The 20669-nt window shown below is 67.5% G+C and carries 25 protein-coding genes and 2 riboswitches; of the genes, 4 read left to right on the plus strand and 21 right to left on the minus strand.

What is annotated here, in order from left to right:
- Nucleotides 1-20: 20 nt before the first annotated feature.
- From ACFOPI_RS01430 to ACFOPI_RS01465, 8 genes are all read right to left on the minus strand, one after another.
- The gene (locus tag ACFOPI_RS01430) at nt 21-701 is read right to left on the minus strand and encodes an urea amidolyase associated protein UAAP2 (protein ID WP_382170016.1); all 681 of its coding nucleotides are present in this window, start codon (nt 699-701) and stop codon (nt 21-23) included.
- Nucleotides 702-717: 16 nt separating this feature from the next.
- Nucleotides 718-1416, minus strand: a complete 699-nt coding sequence (locus tag ACFOPI_RS01435) for an urea amidolyase associated protein UAAP1 (protein WP_382170925.1) — start codon at nt 1414-1416, stop codon at nt 718-720.
- A gap of 152 nt (nt 1417-1568) precedes the next feature.
- Nucleotides 1569-2429 carry an ABC transporter ATP-binding protein gene (locus ACFOPI_RS01440; protein ID WP_066151976.1) on the minus strand — a complete coding sequence of 287 codons (861 nt, stop codon included), beginning with the start codon at nt 2427-2429 and terminating at the stop codon, nt 1569-1571.
- A gap of 5 nt (nt 2430-2434) precedes the next feature.
- Nucleotides 2435-3328, minus strand: coding sequence for an ABC transporter permease (locus tag ACFOPI_RS01445; protein ID WP_382170018.1), 894 nt, complete (start codon nt 3326-3328; stop codon nt 2435-2437).
- 68 nt (nt 3329-3396) lie between these two features.
- Nucleotides 3397-3517: riboswitch (guanidine-I (ykkC/yxkD leader) on the minus strand.
- 76 nt (nt 3518-3593) lie between these two features.
- Nucleotides 3594-4025 (minus strand): hypothetical protein, encoded by a 432-nt coding sequence (locus ACFOPI_RS01450; RefSeq protein WP_382170020.1) that lies wholly within the window; start codon nt 4023-4025, stop codon nt 3594-3596.
- A gap of 123 nt (nt 4026-4148) precedes the next feature.
- On the minus strand, nt 4149-4430 hold the full coding sequence (locus ACFOPI_RS01455; RefSeq protein WP_382170022.1) for a hypothetical protein: 282 nt from the start codon (nt 4428-4430) through the stop codon (nt 4149-4151).
- A gap of 68 nt (nt 4431-4498) precedes the next feature.
- Nucleotides 4499-4933, minus strand: a complete 435-nt coding sequence (locus ACFOPI_RS01460) for a hypothetical protein (protein ID WP_382170023.1) — start codon at nt 4931-4933, stop codon at nt 4499-4501.
- Nucleotides 4934-4968: 35 nt separating this feature from the next.
- Nucleotides 4969-5403 carry a hypothetical protein gene (locus ACFOPI_RS01465; protein WP_382170025.1) on the minus strand — a complete coding sequence of 145 codons (435 nt, stop codon included), beginning with the start codon at nt 5401-5403 and terminating at the stop codon, nt 4969-4971.
- Nucleotides 5404-6055: 652 nt separating this feature from the next.
- Here ACFOPI_RS01465 and ACFOPI_RS01470 point away from each other — a divergent pair.
- Nucleotides 6056-6457: an ankyrin repeat domain-containing protein gene (locus ACFOPI_RS01470; protein WP_382170027.1), complete on the plus strand. Its 402-nt coding sequence runs from the start codon at nt 6056-6058 to the stop codon at nt 6455-6457.
- Between the two features lies 1 nt (nt 6458).
- Here ACFOPI_RS01470 and ACFOPI_RS01475 read toward each other — a convergent pair whose 3' ends face one another.
- The gene (locus ACFOPI_RS01475; protein WP_382170029.1) at nt 6459-7172 is read right to left on the minus strand and encodes an enoyl-CoA hydratase/isomerase family protein; all 714 of its coding nucleotides are present in this window, start codon (nt 7170-7172) and stop codon (nt 6459-6461) included.
- A 119-nt stretch (nt 7173-7291) separates the two neighbouring features.
- Between ACFOPI_RS01475 and ACFOPI_RS01480 the strand changes: the two genes are divergently transcribed.
- Nucleotides 7292-7501 (plus strand): hypothetical protein, encoded by a 210-nt coding sequence (locus ACFOPI_RS01480; RefSeq protein ID WP_382170031.1) that lies wholly within the window; start codon nt 7292-7294, stop codon nt 7499-7501.
- Between the two features lie 15 nt (nt 7502-7516).
- Here ACFOPI_RS01480 and ACFOPI_RS01485 read toward each other — a convergent pair whose 3' ends face one another.
- Together ACFOPI_RS01485 and ACFOPI_RS01490 are read right to left on the minus strand one after the other, a co-directional pair.
- Entirely contained in the window at nt 7517-8140 is a 624-nt protein-coding gene (locus ACFOPI_RS01485; protein WP_382170033.1) for a YitT family protein, read from the minus strand.
- 17 nt (nt 8141-8157) lie between these two features.
- On the minus strand, nt 8158-9123 hold the full coding sequence (locus ACFOPI_RS01490; RefSeq protein WP_382170035.1) for a helix-turn-helix domain-containing protein: 966 nt from the start codon (nt 9121-9123) through the stop codon (nt 8158-8160).
- Between the two features lie 132 nt (nt 9124-9255).
- On the opposite strand from ACFOPI_RS01490, the gene tynA reads away from it, so the two are divergent.
- Nucleotides 9256-11532, plus strand: coding sequence for a primary-amine oxidase (gene tynA, locus ACFOPI_RS01495; protein WP_382170037.1), 2277 nt, complete (start codon nt 9256-9258; stop codon nt 11530-11532).
- Nucleotides 11533-11617: 85 nt separating this feature from the next.
- Nucleotides 11618-12172 (plus strand): glycine zipper 2TM domain-containing protein, encoded by a 555-nt coding sequence (locus ACFOPI_RS01500; protein ID WP_382170039.1) that lies wholly within the window; start codon nt 11618-11620, stop codon nt 12170-12172.
- Nucleotides 12173-12190: 18 nt separating this feature from the next.
- Here ACFOPI_RS01500 and ACFOPI_RS01505 read toward each other — a convergent pair whose 3' ends face one another.
- From ACFOPI_RS01505 to ACFOPI_RS01550, 10 genes are read right to left on the minus strand one after another with little or no spacing between them, the layout of a single operon-like run.
- Nucleotides 12191-12961, minus strand: coding sequence for a trypsin-like peptidase domain-containing protein (locus tag ACFOPI_RS01505; protein WP_382170041.1), 771 nt, complete (start codon nt 12959-12961; stop codon nt 12191-12193).
- 46 nt (nt 12962-13007) lie between these two features.
- Complete coding sequence (locus tag ACFOPI_RS01510; RefSeq protein WP_382170043.1) at nt 13008-13775, minus strand: MBL fold metallo-hydrolase; 768 nt, start codon at nt 13773-13775, stop codon at nt 13008-13010.
- Between the two features lie 28 nt (nt 13776-13803).
- Nucleotides 13804-14442, minus strand: coding sequence for a hypothetical protein (locus tag ACFOPI_RS01515; protein ID WP_382170045.1), 639 nt, complete (start codon nt 14440-14442; stop codon nt 13804-13806).
- Nucleotides 14439-15116 (minus strand): cysteine hydrolase family protein, encoded by a 678-nt coding sequence (locus tag ACFOPI_RS01520; protein WP_382170047.1) that lies wholly within the window; start codon nt 15114-15116, stop codon nt 14439-14441. The genes ACFOPI_RS01515 and ACFOPI_RS01520 overlap by 4 nt, the downstream gene beginning before the upstream one ends.
- Entirely contained in the window at nt 15113-15895 is a 783-nt protein-coding gene (locus ACFOPI_RS01525; RefSeq protein ID WP_382170049.1) for a creatininase, read from the minus strand. Before ACFOPI_RS01525 ends, ACFOPI_RS01520 begins: the two co-directional genes overlap by 4 nt.
- Nucleotides 15892-16842 (minus strand): DMT family transporter, encoded by a 951-nt coding sequence (locus tag ACFOPI_RS01530; RefSeq protein WP_382170051.1) that lies wholly within the window; start codon nt 16840-16842, stop codon nt 15892-15894. The genes ACFOPI_RS01525 and ACFOPI_RS01530 overlap by 4 nt, the downstream gene beginning before the upstream one ends.
- On the minus strand, nt 16839-17591 hold the full coding sequence (locus ACFOPI_RS01535) for a 3-oxoacyl-ACP reductase family protein (protein ID WP_382170053.1): 753 nt from the start codon (nt 17589-17591) through the stop codon (nt 16839-16841). Before ACFOPI_RS01535 ends, ACFOPI_RS01530 begins: the two co-directional genes overlap by 4 nt.
- Complete coding sequence (locus ACFOPI_RS01540) at nt 17588-18373, minus strand: SDR family NAD(P)-dependent oxidoreductase (RefSeq protein ID WP_382170055.1); 786 nt, start codon at nt 18371-18373, stop codon at nt 17588-17590. Before ACFOPI_RS01540 ends, ACFOPI_RS01535 begins: the two co-directional genes overlap by 4 nt.
- Nucleotides 18370-19380, minus strand: a complete 1011-nt coding sequence (locus ACFOPI_RS01545; RefSeq protein ID WP_382170057.1) for a fatty acid desaturase family protein — start codon at nt 19378-19380, stop codon at nt 18370-18372. The genes ACFOPI_RS01540 and ACFOPI_RS01545 overlap by 4 nt, the downstream gene beginning before the upstream one ends.
- A 15-nt stretch (nt 19381-19395) precedes the next feature.
- Complete coding sequence (locus tag ACFOPI_RS01550) at nt 19396-20436, minus strand: ABC transporter substrate-binding protein (protein WP_382170059.1); 1041 nt, start codon at nt 20434-20436, stop codon at nt 19396-19398.
- A 51-nt stretch (nt 20437-20487) separates the two neighbouring features.
- A riboswitch (guanidine-I (ykkC/yxkD leader) is annotated at nt 20488-20588 on the minus strand.
- Nucleotides 20589-20669: the final 81 nt, after the last annotated feature.

A 20669-nucleotide genomic window follows, 5' to 3' on the forward strand; every position in this document is an offset into this window, starting at 1 on the left:
CCGGTTTCTCAAGGGTTCGGTCAGGCCGGGTCCCAGACGATCAATTGAATGGGCGTCGGGTTGTAGGCGTTGCAGGGGTTGTTGAGCTGCGGGCAGTTGCTGATGAGCACCCAGAGGTCCATCTCGGCGCGCATCTCCACGTACTTGCCGGGGCCGGACACGCCGTCGTCGAACTTGAGCCCGCCCTCGCCGGTCACCGGCACGTTCATGAAGAAGTTGATGTTGGGCACCAGGTCGCGCTTGGTCAGGCCGATGTCGGCGCGCTGCAGGGCGATGAGGTAGTTGTCGCGGCAGCTGTGCATGAACTTCTTCTGCAGCGCGTAGCGCACGGTGTTGCTCTCGGCCGCACAGGCGCCCCCCAGCGTGTCGTGCCGGCCGCAGGTGTCGGCCACGATGGTGAGCATGGGCCGCGCCTCGTTGCTGCGGATCACCGAGCCGGTGGTGAGGTAGATGCCGCCCTGGTGCAGCATGGTGTCGGTGGCGCTGTAGTGCTCGGCCAGGTCGTCGCGGTTGTAGAAGATCACGTCGGCGGCCTGGTTGCCTTCGAGGTCGACGATGCGCAGGGTCTGGCCCTGGTTGACGGCGAACAGAATGGGCTCGCCCGCGGGGTGGCGCTGGTTCATCACGGCGGCTGCCGGGTCGAGCGCGCTTTCCTGGATGCGGATGTCGGTGGCGCCGATGGTGGAGGTGGTGGCGTTCATGTCGTCGTCTCCTCGATCACAGGTACAGGACATCCGAGTTGTGCAAGGCCCGCGCGTTCTCCGGGCGGAAGGCGCGGCAGGCGTCGTTGGCCGGCGCGGGGCCGCAGCGCCAGGCCAGCAGGCCGACCTTCTTCGGCGACCACTCGGTGGCAGGGTCCAGCGGGTGCGGCGCGCTGGAGACGGCGACGATCACGTCCATGTCGAAGCGCAGTTCCACGAAGTCGCCTGCGCGGCTGTGGTCCTTCGCGAAGTGGAAGCGCCCCTGTTCGTCCACGCTGACCTTGCTGAACAGGTTGACCGGCGCCACGAGGTCGCGCTTGGTCAGGCCGTACTTGCCGATCTCGATCAGCAGCCCGTCCTTGCCCGAGCGGTGCATGGCGTTGCGCGCCTGTTCGTAGCGCCGCTCGCCGTATTTCGCGGTCATCAGTTCGTTGTCCAGCAGCGCGCCCAGCGGGTCGTGCCAGCCCAGGCTGTCGGCGGTGACGCTGGCCATGCTGCGGCCCATGTCGCTCATCAGCACATGGCCCTTGCCGTAGTGCGCCGTGTGCTGCGCCTTGAGGCTGTCGGGCATGTTGTAGCGCTCCAGCTTTTCCAGCGCCGAGTACATGACGACACTCACGTTGGCGCCGGCTTCCAGCGCCACGAAACGGATCGCGCTGCCACGCGGCATGCGCCAGCTCCAGTGGCTGCCGCCGGGCATGACTTCGCTCCACATGGCGTGGCCGGTGTGCACGCCCGCCAGCGCGGCCTGCGGAAAACGCTGCCACAGCGCGGGCGCGTCCACCGGCATGGCGGCCGGCGGGTTGGAGGGGATCACGCTCAGCGAGTCGGTGAGCGTCCCGGGCAGGGGGTAGGTGGGGGTGGGTGTCATACGGTCTCCGCGGTCAGGCCACTGAGGCGCTGCAGTTGTTCAAGGTCGGTCTTCATGCCCGAGGTTTCCCGGATGCGTTCGAGGATCTCGCGCTTGAGCCGCAGGAACTCGGGCGCGTGCTTGAGGTCCTGGTCGCGCTGGTCGCCGAAGGGCACGTCGTAGACGGTGTCGATGCGGCCCGGGCGCGGCGCCATCAGCACCACGCGGCCGCCGAGGTAGATCGCTTCTTCCACGTCGTGGGTGACGAAGACGATGGTGGCGCGCTCCAGCCGGTGCACGTGGCGGATCAGGTCGTGCATCACCTCGCGCGTCTGCGCGTCCAGCGCGCCAAAGGGCTCGTCCATCAGCAGGATGCCGGGCCGGCCCATCAGCGCACGCGCAATGGCCACGCGCTGCTGCATGCCGCCCGAGAGCTGGTTGGGCCAGGCGTTGGCCGAGGCCTGCAGGCCCATGAGGCGCAGCAGCGCGTCGGCCCGGCCCGAGGCGGCCTCGACCTGGGCCGAGGTGTGGTCCTTGCGGTGCGCTGCGAGCTGGCGACAGAACTTGATGTTCTCCATCACCGACATCCAGGGGTAGAGGCTGTAGTGCTGGAACACCATGGCGCGGTCGATGTCCGGGCCGGTGACGGGCCGGCCGTCCACCAGCAGCTCGCCGCTGGTGTGCGTCTCCAGCCCGCCGATGGTGCGCAGCAGCGTGCTCTTGCCGCAGCCCGACGCGCCGACGAAGGTGACGAACTCGTTGTGCGCGATGTCGAGGTTGATGTGCTCCAGCGCGTTCAGCGGCGCGCCGTCGAAGCGCTTGTGCAGGTCGCGGATCTGGATCTTGGGGACCAGGGGGTTGAAGGCGGGAAAGCGCATGGCGGTCAGCCTTTCAGGTAAAGCCAGGGAAAGGCTTTGCGGTGGGCCAGGCGGAACAGCTGGTCGGTCAACAGGCCGATGAGGCCGATGACGATGATCCCCGCGAAGATGGTGTCGGTCTGCAGGAAGCGCTGCGCGCGCAGGATGGCGTAGCCGAGGCCCGAGTTGGCGGCCACCAGCTCGGCCACCACCAGGTAGGTCCAGGCCCAGCCCATGGTGATGCGCAGCGTGTCCAGCAGCGCGGGCTTGGCGCTGGGCAGGATGACTTTTTCGATCAGCTCGCTGCGGTTCGCGCCCATGGTCTGCGCCGCCTCCACCTGCGCGGCCGGCACGCGCCGCACGTCCTCGGCCACCATCAGCACCATCTGGAAGAAGGTGCCGATGAAGATGATGGCGATCTTGGAACCCTCGTCGATGCCCACCCACAGCATCACCAGCGGAATGAAGGCCACCGCTGGCATGTAGCGGATGAAATCGGTCAGCGGCTCCAGCAGCGCCTGCACCGAACGGAACGAGCCGATGAACAGGCCCAGCGGCAGCGCGAACACGGCCGAGAGCACGAAGCCGGCGACCACGCGGTAGGTGCTGATCGCCATGTCGGTGAGCAGGTCGTTCTCGGTCAGCCAGGTCCAGGCCTTGCCCAGCACCGCCGAGGGCGAGGGCATGAAGGTCGGGTCCAGCCCGCCCCAGGCGGCCAGCGCGGCCCAGGCCAGCAGCGGCAGCACGAGGCCGGTGAGCGCGAGCACCCAGTAGGCGCGGCGGTTGATGGGCGCGCGCACCGTCCAGAGCGAGGACAGCGGGCGGCGCGCCGGCGGCGCCAAGGGCGCGGGCTGCAGTGCAGCCGCCTCGGCGGCGGGCGCCGGGGCCACCAGCGGAAACAAAGGGGGCGACGTGGACATGCGCGGGCTCCTGTTCGGGGGGACGACGGCCAGAGAGGCTCGCGCAACCGCATCAGCGGCATGCCAGCTTCTCCCGGGCTTTTGTCCCTCCGTGGAGCCACACGATCGTGGCCGACCGCTCTCGGACCAGGCGGCGCTGCGGACTACATATATGTATGCGCAGCGCCCGGAACCCTAGCGGTCATTCAAGGCTGCGAGTCACTGTTTTGGTGCACTCGCCTCTCTGTGCTTGGGTCTTAGCAGGTTTGGTGCCAGGGCTGGGTCGCTAAAAATTCGTTGGGTAGAAGCAAAGCCCCAGCAAGGTGACCTCCAACCCCATGCCAACCGACGGCACGGTGCCGCCCAGCTCGGTCGACTCGATGGCCAGAAACTCTGGCCCGGTCTGCAGATACATGTCCACCAGAGCCGCTCCGGAATTGATCGGCATGACGCTGTGCACCTCGCCCATGACACAGATGCCGCCTGGCACCTCTGTGCTCGCCTTGATGCAGGAGTCTTCACTCTTGAAGCCCGCAACGATCCGCCAACTTGCGACTTTCTCGAACCCCAATTCGACAAGACATTCGCGACCAAGAAGCCGCTGAAGTTCGGACTGTTTTCCGTTCACCAAAGCCCTGAAAAGAAATCCACCGTGACGCACCTTGGCCCAGGTCGACGAACCACTCTCGTATTCAAGGTCTTCAACATAGATCGCCATGGGACTGCATCTGTAGATGTTGAACGTTCAAGCAACCGTCTTGTCCTGACTTGTGAGAAAGCAATCCAAAGGCAATCGGGTGTGGGCATCGCATCGGTGATGCGGCCCCCACCCGGTATGCGATCAGCGTCCCATCCTTCGGAGCAAGAGTGAGACGAGCAGTGCAATGAGCAGGAAAAGGCCTCCAACAGCTGCAAGCCAAACGCCATATTGAACAAATGCTCCGCTGGCAGCGAGCGCGTGGAAAGAAGACGCCCACGTTTTCGGATTGGCGGCGGTGTTGCTTAGCGACGTGACCGCCAGAGCGAGAAAGACGATGCTCAAGGCAATGCACCAGCTTCTCAGGCTGTGCAACAGGCCCCTTCCGACCTGCCTCCTGACGGGATCTTTTGTGGTGGTAGACATGGATGCACCTACCTTTTTGGTTTGAACGTTGATGGAAAGGCGAGGCCGCTTCGCGCGGTGAACGCCCCTCACAAGACTCTCCAGCTCAGCGTATAGGCAGGGCCGGAAGCAGGGTATCGAACTTCTGCATCGATATGCGAGAGCTTGGCCAACGCGCGTCGAGCTATCTGAGGGACGACGGCTCTGCTTGCCTTGAGAAGACCTTCGATCTCATCCCATCGCGCACTCTTGCCTCCGTACGCTGGGTGGGATTCTGCAGTGGCCTCCCCTGCCTCGTAGAGCACGTTCCAGGCAGCAAAGATGCGCCACTGCTCTTGCTCTAGTTCGACCGTGATCTCATCTACCGGCCAGACGAAAAAAGTCCCAAGGGATTGGTTTTCTGTGTCGTCATAGAGCGCCTTGAACCGATGCGGTGCTCCCTGAACGTCCGCTATGCCCGCGCGTGGCCCGTCGAACCACTCGTTCTCAACATACACGCGCTCTGGCGGCCCGTACTCGCTCATGGTTCGTCTCAGCAACTTAGGCAAAGAGCCAGGCGTCATTGCGGCTTGCGATAGAACTCGGCAAAGCAGGAGTTCATGTCTTCCGCTTCGCACAGTAAGAGCCACTGGCCATTGGGGTGCAGGCGAATGTAGGTGAGCGCCACATGGCCGACCTTTGTGTTGTGTCCAGAGCAATCAGGCTGACCATTGTTCTTGGTGATCTTGTCAACCCACTTGTAGAACCCCTTGGGCGATGGCGCCAGGGAGATCGTGAACTCTGATTCGTTTCGTTCTTTGCCCGACTGTGAATGTTTCGTTCCGTCAGCTCGAACGTCGTACTCCTCAAAGCACTTCATGTCCGGCAAATCGATGCGCCAGACGCCAATTAGGGGATGGGTGCCGGGAAGCGGTGTACGCGCAACTTCCTGAGCACTGGCGAGTGCCCATGGCACAACGAATAGCAAAGATGCAATGAGGCGAGTGGTTTTCATCGGATATCAAGTAGCTGGTGTGACGAACGCGACGACCGACCTATTGGGCGCCACCTCTTTCATAGAAACCAAGAGAAAGACAAACGCCGAGTCGAGAAAGAAGACTCAGTGTCTCTGAATCAACAAATCCGCCTTCTTGTTCCTGCGAGTCCTTTATCCAGAGCGAAAGATCGACCTCGAAAAACTCCGGTTTGACCTCATTCCTCACTGAGATAAGGCGATCAACTCCACCGGCCCGCTCGATGAGAGAAGGAATCATCTCGTTCAGCTGTGTCGAGTCGGGAAACTCCACATGCCAGGAAGCGAATGACTTCACAAGATGTCGTAACCCTGGCCTTCTTGGCTGCCCTCGGACTCCAAGTTCGCTTGCGGGGATACCAACCAATGCTTCAACCTGAATTGGTTGCATGTCGAACCCACGGAACGTGAGAGAGGCGACGTACTTTGGTCTGAGAGTCATCGGTCTTTCTGTCTGTCTTGCGGCACCCAACTTCGATTAAGCCGGAAAACCGCAGTCTACCGACGGGTCACGGGTCTGAGGCGCCAACACTGCCGGCCTTCACACCCTCCGCCGAGTTCCCCTCACATCGCATACCCTCGCTGCCTTCCCCCAACTGCGCCCGCCCCCATGACCCCCTGGCAACTCCAACAAATGATCAAAGCCTCCGGCTGGCCCCTGGCCGCGGAGCATCTCGCGCCCGGCGCCGACTTCAACGCGCGGCTGGAGGGCGGGCTGGTGCCGCTGCACTGGGCCTGTGCGGGCGGCAAGGCGGGGGTGGTCAAGTTCATGATCGAGCACGGCGCCGACGTGCTGGACGCGGCGGCGGACGGGCAGACGCCGCTGACGATGGCGGTGGGCTCGGGCAGCTTTCAGGTGCTGATGCTGGTGATCGACCGGCTCAAGGCGCTGGGCGCGCCGCCGCCGGACGAGGCACTTCGCCGGCGGATGGCCGAGACCTTCGGCCAGAGCCACACCGACGCGAAGAACCGGCTGCTGCAGACGCTGCGCGACTGGGACCGCATCGCGAAGAAGCAGCGCCCGCCGGCGGGCTGAATCAGGCTCCGGCGTCGCCCGCACCCCAGCGCCGCTGCACGGCCGACTCCTCTTCCACCGCACGCTCGAAGCGCTCCAGCCCGATCTGGTTGAGCACGCGCTTGAACTCGCGGGCCACCTCGGGTTTGAGGTCCGCAATCCGCCGCGCCGCGGCCAGCGACACCGCATCGAGTTCGTCCGCCGGCACGCAGCGGTAGACCAGGCCCCAGGCCAGCGCCTGCGCTGCGTCGAACGGTTCGCCCAGCAGGGTCAGCGCCTTGGCGCGCATGGGGCCGATGGCGGCGGGCAATGTGGCCACCAGGCCACCGGTGACGAAGACGCCGAGCGAGGCCTCGGGCAGCTTGAAGCGCGCGTCATCAGCGGCGAAGACGATGTCGGCGTTCATCGTCCATTCGAAGCCCGCGCCGACCGTCCAGCCGTGCACGGCGGCGATGACCGGGCAGCGGTGCGCGACGATGGCGCGGGAGACGGCCTGCACGAGTTCCAGGTCCTTGTCGGTGGGGGCGGCGCTGACGTCGCGGCCGGCGCAGAAGGCGCGGCCGTTGCCTCGCAGGCGGATGGCGCGCACCGTGGGGTCGGTGGCGGCGGTGTTGAGCGCGTCGAGCAGGGCCTCGGCCAGCGGGTTGTGAATGGCGTTGAGCTTGTCGGGGCGGTTGAGCGTCAGGGTGAGGACGCCGGCCTCGGATGTGCGAATGAGTGTGGATGTGGAGGGCATGGCACAGACTAGCAGGGTTGCGGCGTGTAGGACCCGTCCTACCGCCAGACTGCGCCTCCACCGATGCCGGGGTGGCGGCGCGGCCAACAGAATGAACTTGCAACAGCAAGGAGACTCGCATGACACAGACTGGAATGATCGTTGGCAAGGTGGAGTTCCGCCCGGGCGACGGCGCCATGATTCGCATACCGCCGGGCCCGGTGGACATCGAGACGAACCGGCTCGAAGCCACCCTGAGCTGGGTGGACGGCGAGACGCACGGCGCGGCGGCTATACCCCTGTCCGACTTCAAACGCTACGTGACCAAGGGCGTGATTGCGCTGCCGTAGCCGGCCGCCGGGGGTCTACACGCCGAGGTAGCGCCCCGGCTTGTGGTTGAGCGCGAGGATGGCGCCGATGGCCACGGCGCCCACCACCGATTGCGCCACCTGCAGCGGCGGCAGCACCCACAGGGCCGCCAGCACCACGACAAGGTCGACCGACATCTGCACCTTGCCGGCGCTGTAGCCCCGGGCCTGCTGCAGCCACTGCGCAAGGATGTTGACGCCGCCCACGCTGGCCTGGTGGCGCAGCAGGGCGAGCAGCCCGAAGCCGATGAGGAAGCCGCCCAGCACCGAAGCAACCCAGGGGTTGAGCAGTTCAAAGCGCACCACCTTGGGCGCCAGCGTGGTGCAGACGGACACCAGGGCCACGGCGCCGAAGCTTTTGAAGGTGAAGGCCGGGCCGAGCCGGTACCAGGAGAGTACGAAGAACGGCAGGCTCAGCAGGAAGAAGAACAGGCCGAAGGGCAGGCCGCTGGCGTAGCTGGCGAGGAAGGCCACGCCCGCGACGCCGCCGGTGAGCAGGCCGGCGTGGCCGAACATGGTCATGCCCAGCGCGACGAAGAGCGAGCCTGCAATCAGCGCGTGAATGTCGTCGAACCAGGAATGGGCGGCGGGTGCGGTGGAGTCCATACCCAGGACAAGCATGGGCCGTGCCGTGCGCCTCAGGCGGCCTGAGGTTGCCTGGACGCGGCCGCGCTGCGCGTAGCCGACGGAAGCTCACCGAACAGCGCTTTGTAGTCGCTCGCGAAGCGCGAGGGATGCCAGAAGCCCCAGCGCGCCGCCACATCACCCACGGGTGCCGCCCGGTTCTGGCGCAGTTCGCTGCGCACCTGGTTGAGCCGCATGGCGCGCAGGTAGGTGACAGGGCTGATCTGCATGACCTCCTCAAACGCGTATTGCAGCGCGCGCCGCGAGGTGCCGATGGCCTGGCAGAGGTCGGGCACGGCGATCACCTCCTGCGCGTGGGCCTGCATGTACTGGCGCGCGCGAGCGACGATGCGGCGCCGGCTGGCGGCCGAGGCGGGCAGTGCGCCCACGGGCTTGCCCGAGCGCAGGCCGCCGAGCAGGGCCTCGCAGAGCGAAAGCACGAGCATGCGGCGCGAGGCCGGGTGGGCGCAGATATCGGCCGGCCCGCGCGCGAGGCCCAGTGCGGCGTTGAGCAGCCGGCCGTATTCGGCGCAGGCCGCGCGCGAGACGTTCAGCAGCAGAGGCACCGGGGGCAGCTCACCCTCAGGCCCGTCCATCTGGGCCACCAGCTCGCGCAGCGCCGCCTGGTCGACCGAGAGCGCGAGGATCTGCGTGTCGGCGCTGGCCACGAGATCGAACTCCCCTTGAGACGATACGCCGATGATCTGTTCGCCTTGCAGGCGGTGGCCACCGAACCAGCCGGGGGATCGCCCGGTGCGCACCAGGGCGACGGAGATGCGATTCGCGCGGACGCGGCCGGCCTGCATGACGGTCTGGTTGGCCCGCTCGACAAACACCTGCACCGGGCCCACGCGCAGTTCGTCCACCTCGCCCTCGAAGCGCCCGGCCGAGAGCTGTTCATAGCGCTGGTCCCAGTCGGGCAGGCTGGCGGCCTGTTCCGCAGCATCGCGTGCACGTTTGTGGGAATGATCGAAGTTCATGCCCGCCCGCCATGCAAGTTGTGCGCCATTGCTGGGAGCGGGCGCAGATTTGCCAAATGCGGATAACCCCAGGTTGCCGGGCCGCCCTAAGGTGCGGGCCTTGTCCCAACCCGCATCCCGAGGAGCTCCTCCATGACCACCCGCCCCCTTCCCCTGGCACTGAGTGCCGTCGCCCTGGCCACCGCCGCGCTGTGGTCGCCCCTGGCACTGGCCCACGGCGCCGCCGCCAAGATGGTGCCGCTGAAAAAGGCCGCCAAAGACTTCAACGCCACGGTGCAGTGGGACAGCTATGCCCAGGTGTTCACGCTCTCGCGCAACAGCACGCTGGTGCGCGTGAAGCCGGGCGCGAAGACGGCGCAGGTGAATGGCGCCACGCTGCGGCTGGGCGTGCCGGTGGTGCTGCGCAAGGGCACGCCGTATGTGGCGGCCGACTTTTTCCAGCAGGTGTTCCAGTCGGGCCTGGACAAGACCTTCGTGGTCGAGCGCAAGCCCAACCCGCTGAACCCGCTGACGGCGCAAGAGATCCAGGCCACGCTGGAGGTGCTCAGGGCCTCGGGCCAGTTCAAGCCCGGCCACCGCTTCACCGAGATCGTGCTCAAGGCGCCACCGAAAGACCAGGTGTGGGCACACGCACTGGAAGGCAAGCCGGTGCAGGCGCCGCGCCAGGCGGCGTTTGTGATCCTCGACGGCCGCAAGGTGATCGAGGGCACGGTGGACCTGGCCTCGAAGAAGCTCTTGCAGTGGCAGCCGGTGGAGGGCGCACACGGCATGGTGCTGATCGACGATTTCGGTGCGGTGCAGGCGGCCATCGAGGCCAGCCCGGAATACGCCAAGGCGCTGGCACAGCGGGGCATCAACGACGTGAAGAAGGTGGTGGCCACGCCACTGACCGTGGGCTACTTCGACGGCAAGGACGGGCTGCAGCAGCAGGCGCGCCTGCTCAAGGTGGTGAGCTACCTTGACGTGGGCGACAACAACTACTGGGCGCACCCGATCGAGAACCTGGTGGCGGTGGTGGACCTGGAGCAGAAGAAGGTGATCAAGATCGAGGACGCGGGCGTGATCCCGGTGCCGTTGAAACCCACGCCCTACGACGGCAGCGACCGCAAGGCCAGCGCGCCGCACAAGCCGCTGCACATCACCGAGCCCGAGGGCAAGAACTACACCATCACCGGCAACACGCTGAACTGGCGCAACTGGGACTTCCACATCGGCCTGAATTCGCGCACCGGGCTCACGCTCTCCACCGTGACCTACAACGACAAGGGCACCAAGCGCAAGGTGCTGTACGAGGGCACGCTGGGCGGCATGATCGTGCCCTACGGCGACCCCGACGTGGGCTGGTACTTCAAGGCCTACCTGGACTCGGGCGAGTACGGCATGGGCACGCTCACCTCGCCCATCGAACCGGGCAAGGACGCGCCGATGAACGCGGTCTATCTTGACGCGACCATTGCCGACTTCACCGGCGCGCCGATGACGATCCCCAACGCGATCGCCGTGTTCGAGCGCTACGCCGGCCCCGAGTACAAGCACCAGGAAATGGGCAAGCCCAACATCAGCGCCGAGCGGCGCGAGCTGGTGGTGCGCTGGATCAGCACGGTGGGCAACTACGACTACATGTTCGACTGGGTGTTCGCGGAAAACGGCACCATCGGCATCAACGCGGGTGCCACCGGCATCGAGGCGGTGAAGGGCGTGAAGAGCCGCACCATGGCCGATCCCACCGCCGCCGAAGACACGAAGTACGGCACGCTGCTGGACCACAACATCGTGGGCACCACGCACCAGCACATCTACAACTTCCGCCTCGACCTGGACGTGGACGGCGAACAGAACTCGCTCACCGAGGTGGACCCGGTGGTGGCACCCAACACCGCGGGCGGACCGCGCACCAGCACCATGCAGACCACGCAACGCACGGTGGCGACCGAGAAGCAGGCGGCGCAGAAGTTCGACCCGTCCACGATCCGGCTGCTGAGCAACGGCAGCAAGACCAACAAGGTGGGCAACCCGGTGTCGTACCAGCTGATCCCCTACGCGGGCGGCACACACCCGGTGGCCAAGGGCGCCAACTTCGGCAAGGACGAGTGGATCTACAACCGCCTGAACTTCATGGACAAGCAGATCTGGGTGACGCGCTACAACGAGGACGAAAAATTCCCCGAAGGCAAGTTCCCCAACCGCTCCAGCAAGGACACCGGGCTGGGCCAGTTCAGCGCCGACGACCAGGCCATCGTGAACACCGACAACGTGGTCTGGCTGACCACGGGCACCACCCACGTGGCGCGCGCCGAAGAGTGGCCGATCATGCCGACCGAATGGGTCAACGTGCTGCTCAAGCCCTGGAACTTCTTCAGCGAGACCCCGACGCTCGGGCTGGTGCAGCCGGCCCAGGCCGCGAAGTAAACCGCCGCAGCATTTGGACACCTTTGCGCATCGTGCGTTGACATTGCCGCCCTACATTGCGCTCCACACAAGAAGGAGTGCCTGTATGGACCAATCAATGATCAAGGGCATGGCGGTGGGCGGCATCGCCATGGTGGTGCTCGGGGCCGGTGCGGTCACCGGGTACCAGAAGCTGGCGCAGCCGAAGGTGGCCGATGTGGTGGCCGTGAAAGAGGTGCTGCAGACCGTGTCGACACCGCAGGTGCGCTGCGAGAACGTGCAGGTGCGCCGGCAGGCCCCGGTGCGGGACGAGCACCGCATCGCGGGCACCGTGATCGGCGGTGTGGCGGGCGGCCTGCTGGGCAACCAGATCGGCGGCGGCAACGGCAAGAAGGTGGCCACGGTGGCGGGCGCGGTGGCCGGGGGCTACGCCGGTAACCGAGTGCAAAAGAACCTGCAGGAAAACGACGTGGTCACGACGACCGAGCAGCGCTGCAAGACGGTGCAGAAAAAGTCGCAGCGGCTGGTGGGGTATGACGTGACCTACCGCCTCAATGGCCAGGAGGGCCGCACGCGCACATCGTTCGAGCCGGGCCCCACCCTGCCGGTGAAAGATGGCCGGGTGGTGGTCACGCCGCCGCCGGCGGAGGCGCGGTCGTAGGGCGTCGATCCCTTGCGCTCACGCCGTCAGCGTGAGCAGGATGTCGGCGTACCAGGCGCAGTTCAGCCCCAGGGATTCGTCCTGCACGCGGTCGCGGTTGCCCATGTCCATGCGCGCCGAATGCACGCCCAGCAGCTGCCAGGGCAGCGGTGCGCCGTTGCGCGTCATGCCGTGGTGACGCGTCACCACCGGCGCCCCGCTGGTGCCGCGGTGGGTGCGCGCGTCGGTGAGAAAGAAACCCCGGCCCTGGAAGCGCACGCCGAACGGTGAAGCGATCGCGGCGTGGCGCAGCACCGGCAGCTGGTACACGGTGTCGCGAAAGCCCAGCGGGAAGCCGGCGATGCACAGGGCCGCATCGATGGGCACGCTGTCGAAGTCGCCGGGCAGGTGCTCCGGCGTGAAGGCGCGGACGATGGCCCTTTCGGGCAGGGCGCCGCGATCAATCTCCAGCACGGCCACGTCAATCTCGCCACCGCCGTCGCTGCCCTGGCGCCAGACGGCCGTACCGTTCGCATACAGCAGCATCGAAAACTCGGTGCAGCGCGAGAGGTTCTGTGCGTCCAGGTGCAGCGTGATCGCCAGCCGGCTGGGATGGTGGTTGCTGGGTTCGTCGATCAGCACATGGCGGCTGGTCACGAGGAACAGGCGGTCGTCGCGCTGGAAGAAGAAGCCGGAGGCGTTGGTCAGGGCGATTTCACCGTCGTAGGTGGTGATGCCCGGCGTGGCCAGGAACAGCGGGTCCACGGCGGGCATGGGCGTGGTCGACGGGTCGGCAGCAGGTGCGTTCATCCCCGCAGTGTCGGCGCATTCGGGTGCCTGTGCCATGTTCGAGCCGCTATGTCCCGGAAAGGCGATCCAGGTAGGCGTGCACCAGCTCGTGCAGCCGCGCGCGCCCGAAGCTCGGGTCGTGGCCGGCGTGCACCACGTTCACCGGCAGGCCGAGCAGGCGTTCCATGGTGCGCGCGTAGGCCGCGCGGTCGGAGTGCGGCAGGGCGTCGAGCAGCGGGCCGTCGTACACCGCGTCGCCGGAGAACAGCGTACCGGTATTGGCCTCCCACAGGCCGATGCTGCCGGGCGAATGGCCGGGCAGGTGCAGCACCTCGAAGTGGCGGTTGCCCAGGTCGATGATGTCGCCGTCTTCGAGCTCGCGCGTGACCGTGGCCTGCTTGATTTCCCAGGCCGAGAGCTCGTAGTCCGGCCGCGGCAGCGCGGTGAGCGCCGCGCCGCCGGTTTCGTAGCCGGGCGCGGCGAAGTCCAGGTGCTCCAGGTCGATGTCGCCCAGCGTGAAAGCGGGGTCGGCGCCGCGCAGGCCGGGCGCTTCGAGCCGGTGGCACCAGCACTCGGAGAACTCGTGGTGGCCGCCCACGTGGTCCAGGTGCACGTGGGTCGCGAGTGCGGCGACGCGCTGGCCGAACAGGTGGCGCGAGGCCTGGTAGAGGCTGCTCACGCCCAGGCCGGTGTCGACCACGAGGTCGATGTCGCGGCCGCGGATGTGCCAGATGTTGCAGCGAAGCAGCGGAACAACGTGCGGCTCGGTGATCAGCGTGAGGCCGTCGCCAAGGGCGCGGAATTGAAACCAGTCGCCGTCGAGGGTCGGGAGCATGGCGGGGCTGTGGGTGGGGGCGGCCAGTCTAGGCGGGCGCTTGACTGAACACCAGCTCGAAATCGAGCAGACCCGGCGCAGCGTCCGGATGGCGCTGCACCAGTTCGGCCAGGGTCTCGTCGGGCCGCAGGTCGACCGGCCAGGCGGCGGCGCGTGGGCGCACGGTGAGGGTGTAGCGACCGGCCGTGAAGCGCATCGCGCCGGTGGGCCGGCCCTGCGCATCGCTCTCAGCCTGCGCGGCATAGGGACCGGTGGAGCCGGGCAGACGCTCCCAGATTTCGAGGTAGCGGCCGTGCACGCCGGTCTCGATCACGCAGTCGGGTGTCTCGAACACCATGTAGCCGGCGTCGGGTGTGCTGCGCGGTGGCTGCACGTCCCAGCGGCGGTGCCAGGTGCAGAGGTCGGGCTGGCCATTCACGCCGGGTGTGATGCGCGTGAGGCCGCAGAAGCCCTGCAGCTGCGCGCGGCCGGCGGGGTTCGCGGGGTCGATGCCCGCGGGCACGCGCAGGTCGGCGTGCCAGCCTTCGGTCTGCAGCCAGTGCACCTGCGTGGTGGTGTCGCGGCCTTCAGGGGTTTCGAGCAGGGTGCGTTGCCAGACGCCGCGGTAGGCCGCGGGCACGGGCTCGTCGGGTGCGGGCAGATCGGTCCAGCGGGGCATGGTGTTCACGCGGCTTCCCGGTTCGCGCGCGGCAGGGCGTTGAGCGCCTGGACGGCCTCGGCCGTGCTGCACACGCCGCCGAAGATGCCGCCCTCAACGCCGATCATGGCCAGCGCCGGCGCCTGCAGCTCGGCCTGGCTGGCGGCGGTGGCGTCGCCCACGGTGGTGCAGAAGAAGCCGCGGTCGATGGCCTCGCGCAGCGTGGAGTGCACGCAGACCTCGGTGGTGACGCCGCACAGCAGCAGGCGGCGGATGCCGAAGGCGGAGAGCAGCGCGCCCAGCGTGGTCTTGTGGAAGGCGCCGTAGCCAGGCTTGTCGATCACGTGTTCGCAGGACAGCGGGCGCAGCTCGGGCACGAAGTCGTGGCCCTGTTCGCCGCGCACCAGCAGGCGGCCCAGCGGGCCGGCGCTGCCGATGGGCGCACCGGCGGCCACGCTGCGCGCCAGCTTGGCGGGCGGGCAGTCCGACAGGTCGGGCAGGTGGCCTTCGCGCGTGTGGAAGACATGCAGGCCGGCCGCGCGCGCGGCCACCAGCAGCGCCTTCACCTGGCCCACCACGGCCTGCATGCGCGCGATGTCCAGCCCGGCCTGGTGGGCGTAGCCGCCGGGGCTGCAGAAGTCGCGCTGCATGTCGATGACGATCAGCGCGGTGGTGGAGGGGTCGAGGTCTTGCAGGGAGGTCATGGGCGGGTGAATCCGGTGGTGATGGCGTGCGCCATGCGGCACGACACTTCTTCGGCCAGCAGCCGGCCCTTGATCGCGTCGGAGCCCTTCGCGGAAGACAACACGCCCGAGGGCGGCACCCAGTCGGTGCGCGGCGGGTACATGTCGTAGGGCGGGAAGTCGGCCGGGCCGTCGTCGGGCAACAGGTCCATGCGCACCAGGCTGGGGTGGTGGTGCAGCATCATGGACGTTTCCAGCACGGCGGCGTGTTCCAGCGCGAAGCCGGGGAAGCCGTCGGGGAACACGTGGCCCAGGGTCTCGGGCGTCATGAAGTCCCAGTATTCGAGCCGCATCACCTGCAGCGCGCAGGCCGGGTCGGCGGCCTTGGCGTCGCGCAAGCCGAGGTCGATGCCCTCGATCAGGAACCACTGGTTTTCGTAGTGACCGTTGACCACCACCAGCTTGTCCACGCCGTGGCGCGCGAACTCGCGCACCGCGTCGCGCACCTGGCCGATGAGGGTCGCGGCGTCGACGCTGGTGGTGCCGCAGAAGTGCTGGCCGCCGCCGCACTTGGGCTGCGACTTGTAGCCATAGCTCAGCGTGGGCGCGACCAGGCCGCCCACGCGCGCGGCGGTGTCGGCCGCGACGGCGCTGGCCAGCAGGCCGTCGGTGCCCAGCGGCAGGTGCGGGCCGTGCTGTTCGAGGGCGCCCACCGGCAGCAGCACGGGCGGGTGGTCGGCTTGGATGCGCTGCTGGTAGTCGAGCCAGGAGAGCTGGTTCATCCAGACGGTGGTGTTCATGGCGTGCGGGGGCCGTTGGCGGCGATGGGGTGAGCGGTGGTTGTCTCGGTCATGGTCGGGTCGGCGGGTGGGAACAGGGCCTCGGCCAGCGCCGCGCAAGTGATCAGCGCGCCGCCAGCCCAGCCCATGGGGCTCAGGCTTTCCCCACCGAATGCAATGGCCGTGCCCACCGAGACCAGAAGTTCCGCCAAAAGGATGACGCCGGCGCGGCTGCTCTCCAGGTGGCTCACGCCGTACTGCCAGGTCACGGTGGCCAGCAACATCCAGCCGAAGCCGTAGGCCAGCAGCGCCAGCCACAGCCATGCACCGATGGCGGGCAGCTCGCGCCCGGTGAGGCCGGTGGCGATGGCGGACAGCAGGCCGCAGCCGACGAAGACCGCGAAGGTCTTGGTGTGCAGCGGCACGCGGTGGGCGGCGCGCGCGATCACGTTGTTGGCCGCGAAGGCGAAGCCGGCCGAGAGGGAGAGCGCATCGACCCAGGTGAAGGCCAGCACCTCGGCGCCGCCCAGGCCCGGCCCGCCGAGCACCAGCCACAGACCGACGATGGCACCCGCCACCGCTGCCCAACGCGCGGGCGGGATGCGCTCCTTGAGGAACAGCCAGCCACCGAGCACCGACCACACCGGCGAGAGGTAGAACAGGAACATCACCCGCGCCACATCGCCCAGCATCACCGCGTTGACGAACGAGGTGTTGGCCCAGCCGCCGACCAGCGTGAGCGCGAGCACCAGGCCCCACTGCGCGCGCCAGGCGTTGCGGTCGCGCCAGAGCAGCCACACGGCCAGAACACCGACCGAGCCGTAGGTGAGCAGCGACACCAGCGGGCCGGGCAGGCCCTGCGCGATGAAGCCCTTGAGCGGCATCCAGGTCAGGCCCCAGAGCGTGGCCGAGAACAGCAGCACGGCGGTGGCGACGCGGTCGGTGGGGTGGGCGGGGAGCAGGGTCATGGCATCACAGACCCACCATTCGGTCCAAGGACTTGACCGGTGTAGAAGCGCGACAGATCGCTGGCGAGGAACAGCACGGTGTCGGCGATCTCTTCCGGTGCACCGAGGCGGTGCTGCGGAATCGCCAGTTCCTTCTCCACCCACTCGGCGCTCATGTGTTCGAGCGAGACCATGGCGGTGGCCACCGGGCCGGGCGCGACGGCGTTGACGCGGATCTGCTGCGACGCGAATTCGCGCGCCAGCGATTTGGTGAGGCCGATCACACCGGCCTTGGCCGCGCAATAGGACGCGTAGCGCTCGCGGCCGAGGATGCCCAGATCGGACGCGATGTTGACGATGGCGCCCTGGCCCTTTGAAAGCATGCCGGGAATGACCGCGCGGCAGACCAGGAACACGGCCTTGAGGTCCACCGCCAGCATGCGGTCCCAGTCGGCCTCGGTGGTGTCGAGAAAAGGCTTCTCCTGGATGACGCCCGCGTTGTTGACCAGCACGTTCACCGGCCCCACCGCTTCTGCCACGCGCTGCACCGCAGCGGCGTCGCTCACGTCGGCCTCGACCGCCTGCGCGCGGCCGCCGGCGGCGGTGATCTCGTGCACCACGGTGTCGGCCGCGTCCGCCTGGCCCAGGTGGTTGACCCACACCACCGCGCCCGCCTGCGCCAGGCGCAACGCGGTGGCGCGACCGATGCCGGTGGCCGCACCGGTGACGAGGGCCACCTGGCCAGCGAGCGACACGGTGACGCCGCTCACAGCATCACCTCGCCGTGGCTGGGGCACAGGCACTGGCCGGTGAGCGCGGCCGAACCTTCGCTGGCGAGGAAGAGGAAGGTATCGGCCAGGTCGTCGGGCGTGAGCATGACCGGCACGGCCTGGCGCGCAAGGATCTCGCGCTCGACCTCTGCCTCGCTGCGGCCCTGCTCCTGCGCCATGGCGGCGAGCGAACGCATCGCGGCGGCGGTGCGCACCCAGCCGGGGCATACCGCGTTGACCCGGATGCCGCGCGGCCCAAGTTCAAGCGCCAGCGAGCGCGTGAGGCCGACGATGGCGTGTTTGCTCGCGCTGTAGGCCGAGAAGCCGGCCACACCGGTGCGGCCCCAGATGGAGGACTGGTGAATGACGCTGGCGCCGCGCGGCAACAGCGGCAGCAGCGCGCGCGTGAGCCGCCACATGCCACTGACGTTGTTGTCCAGCAGCGCAGCCCAGCGCGCGTTGGCATCGGGCGATGAATCGTCGATGGATGTGGGGTATTCGGTGCCGGCGTTGTGGACCAGCACGTCCAGCCGGCCGAAGCGGTGGGCCACCTGTGCCGCGACGTCGGCCACCGCGGCGTCGCTGCCCAGCTCGCACACCGCGCTGTGCACCTGGTGGCTGTGCAGGGATTCGACCAGCGCGTCCAGCGGCGCAGCCTCGCGGTCCAGCAGCATCAGCCGCGCGCCCTGGGCGAGAAAGGCGCGCGACAGCGCCTGGCCGATACCCCCGGCCGCGCCGGTGATGAGCACGGTGCGGCCTTCCAGGCCGTAACGGATGCTCATACCGCGGTCAGGAACGAGACACCGACCGCGCCAATGAACCCGTCGGCCCGGTGTGGCGTGCCGGGCGGCAGCACCTGGCCGTAGTCCTTGGCCAGCACGCGGGTGACGCGGTGGCGGTGGTAGGCGCGCAGCAGCTCGCCCACCGTCACGACCTGAGGGCTCTTGTCGGCGTACAGCTGACGGTGCAGCGCGGGCAGCTGGTACCAGGGCGCGACGGGGCGTTCGTGGTGCGCGTTGTGGAAGCCGAAGTTCAGCCAGACCAGGTTGAGCCACTTGGCATCCAGCCCGACCACGTCGCTGTAAGTGTTGGCCTGCTCGTAGGCGCGGTCGCGCAGCTTGTCCTGCGGGATCGGCTTGTCGTCCAGGATGGGGTACGCGTCGTAGGTGTGCTGGAAGCAGTCGGCAAAGCGCAGCAGGTGCACGAAGAGCAGGTAGGCCAGCGCGTAGAGCACCAGCGCCTTGAGCGACCACCAGGCCAGCAGCGCCCAGGCCGAGAACCGCACGACGGCGACACCGATGACGCGGCCGCGCGCCGCTTTCTTGCGCTCGTCCATGAAGGGCAGGGCGATCACGAAGCCGCGCATCAGGAACTCCACCGCCGGGATGTGCAGCCACTCCAGCGCCAGCACCACGCGCCGCACCAGCGGGCGTGCGCGCAGAAAGGCCTGGTGGTCGAAGGTGATGACGTCGGCGCGCTCGACGTGGTGGCGCATGTGCTTGCGGCGCAGGTCGTCGAAGCTGGCGTAGGCGCTGCCGTTGATCCAGCTCATGAGGACGCCCCAGCGCTCGTTGGCCTGCGGCGTGCGGAAGATGGCCTGGTGGGCGAACTCGTGAATGAAGTAGGCCGACCAGGTGACGGTGAGCACGACCAGCAGCACACCGGCGGCATTCAGCCACCAGGCGCTCTGGCCGAGCATCCAGATGCCGGCCGGCCAGCCCAGCACGGTCACCGCGAGGGCGAGCGTGTTGGGCAGCGCGCCGTCGGCGTGCCGGAACAGGGCGGGCATGGCACGAACCGTGGCTTACTTGGCCAGGGCCTTGACCAGCGAAGCGTCGAAGGTGGCTTCGGTGGCCGGGATGGCGCTGATCTGGCCCTTGGCCTTGAGCAGCTGGCCGATGACTTCGCCGCTGGCGTAGTAGGACGTCGTTTCCTTGGCCGGCAGGAAGGCCTTGGGCATCTCGGCCAGCGGGATGTTGTAGACGCCGCTCATCTGTTCCTTGGCTTCCTTGGCGGAGACGCCCATGAACTTGCCGATGATCTTGGCGGCCTCGTCGGGCTTGGCCTTCATGTAGGCCATGCCGTCCAGATACGCCTTGATGAGACCCGTGATCTCGGTGGGCTTGGCCTTGATGACCTTGTCGTCGAAGACCAGCACGTCGGCGATCAGGCCGGGCGCGTCCTTGGACGAGAACACCACCTTGAATTTCTTGCCGCCGCCCTGACCGAGCACCTGCGACAGGCTGGGCTCGTAGGTCACGCCAATCGGCAGCTGGCCCGAGGCCATCGCGGCGGGCACGGCTTCGGGTGTCATGCTGACGGGGCTGATGTCCTTCTCGGTCATGCCGTTGACCTTGAGCGCGTAGGACAGCAGGAAGTCGCTCGGCGAGAGCGGGTTGTAGCCGACCTTCTTGCCCTTGAAGTCCTTGACCGACTTGATGGACGCGTCGGCCACGATGGCATCGCCGCCGTTGGAATAGTCGATGGGCATCACCACCTTCATGGCCTTGCCGGCCGCGACCTGGCCGACCACCTGGTCGTAGGTCAGCATGCCGCCGTCGACCGCGCCCGAGGCGATGGCCGGCGGGATCAGCGCCGGGTCGGTGAAGACCTGCAGCGAGACCTTGAGGTTGTACTTCTTGAACAGGTCCAGCGACTCGGCCACGTAGAACGGGCCGTAGCCGATCCACACCACGGTGGCGATCTTCATGTTGGTGGGGGCGGCCATCGCGGCGGCCGTGGCCAGCGTGAGCGCGGCGCCCAGCGCGGGCTTGAACAGCCGGCCGAGCAGGGACGAAGACGGGGAGGACGCTGCGGGAGAGGAGAAGAGACCAGCCAGTTTCATGGGAAAGCTCCGGTTGATGTGGGACGGCGCAGGAGAGACGATCTGATGTCGTTCTCCCGGGCTTTTGTCCCTCCGTGGAGCCTGCGATGAGGCCGGCCCACTCTCGGACCAGACCCTGCGCTGCCGCAGACGGAACCCTAGTGGACCTACGCACGAGCCGCTGCAACCACCGGTCACAGACCGCTCATCCATGCTGGCGAGGTCAATGCATGGAGCGTGCCAGGGTTGGCGGA

Origin of the sequence: Hydrogenophaga luteola (genome assembly GCF_042648585.1) — a bacterium.
Classification (GTDB): Bacteria; Pseudomonadota; Gammaproteobacteria; order Burkholderiales; family Burkholderiaceae_C; genus Hydrogenophaga; species Hydrogenophaga luteola.